The sequence below is a fragment of the Pigmentiphaga daeguensis genome (assembly GCF_039523035.1).
GTDB lineage: Bacteria > Pseudomonadota > Gammaproteobacteria > Burkholderiales > Burkholderiaceae_B > Pigmentiphaga > Pigmentiphaga daeguensis.
This window is the reverse complement of record NZ_BAAAEN010000080.1, coordinates 1-1083: the sequence shown is the minus strand read 5'-3', so window position 1 is coordinate 1083 and position 1083 is coordinate 1. Positions and strand designations below refer to the sequence as shown.

The following is a 1083-nucleotide window of genomic DNA, read 5'->3' as shown; positions in this document are numbered from 1 at the left end:
TGTCGAGTCCCGGACGATCATAAGGCCGCCGATGGAACAAATGAGGGTGTGAATCATACCACCCACTCATAGCCTGCATAGGCGTCTTGCTCTGCAGGGCTGATTGGGGCAAGTGGTGGTTGTAGAGCTGCACATACCGCAACAAAGTCTGCTCCAAGTCCTCCCCGCTATGAAAGTGGTGCGTCTTGAGCACATCAGCGATGCGACCATTGAAGCGTTCCACCATCCCATTCGTCTTGGGCGTTCTGGGCTTGGTCAGGCGATGCTCTATGCCCAGCTCCTGGCACAGCCGGTCAAACTCATGCTCGCCCGTAGGCTGGCGCTCTCTGGAGGCAAACAGGCGATCCGTGAACTCCTTGCCGTTGTCGGTGAGCACCTTGCTGATCCTGATCGGACACGCCTTGGAGAGCGCTTTGAGAAAGCTGCGCGCACTGGCTGCCGTCTTGTCTTTCTTGATCGCCACAAACACCCAGCGGGTGGCGCGGTCTATGGCCACGAACAGATAACGCCTGCGGGTCTCGTCCTGCATCTGCGGCAGGTATTTCACATCGATGTGCACATACCCTGGCTCATACGCCTTGAAGGCTTTGTGCTGGGGCTTGGGGCTGGCCGGCATGAGCTGACGCAGATTGCCTGCGCCATGGCGGCGCAGGCAGCGATCAAGCCCTGAGCGCGAGGCCTTGGGGCACAGGAACTCCCGGGTGACCGCAAGCAGATCATCGAGGGGCAGCAAGAGGCTGCGGCGCAGGTGCACGACGACCGCTTCCTGCGCTGGCGTCAAGGTGGTCTGCAGGCGGTGTGCGGTGTGGGAGCGATCGACGAAGGTATCGCGCTTTTTCCACTTGTAGATGGTGGCCTCGGTGACGCCGTAGCGCTGGGCGAGCACACGTGCGCTTTCCTGGCTGGCGGCGATCTCGGCGCGTATTGCTGGGGTGGTGCGGGCGTTTTTGTGCAAGGCGATCATCATGGTGTACGGGCTCCTTTGCTGGCTTGCTCATGTTCCTCAATCAGGGCTTGCAAAACGGCACGAGCCATGAACAGGGGGTAGCGGCGGGAGTCTATATAATCGTCAGGGATGCGACA

The 1083-nt window shown here is 60.2% G+C and carries 1 protein-coding gene; it reads right to left on the bottom strand.

Annotated features, from left to right (window positions below):
• A partial coding sequence (locus ABD104_RS30205) for an IS481 family transposase (RefSeq protein WP_343928887.1) occupies nucleotides 1–967 on the bottom strand: 967 nt, incomplete at its 3' end.
• Between the last annotated feature and the right edge of the window lie 116 nt (nucleotides 968–1083).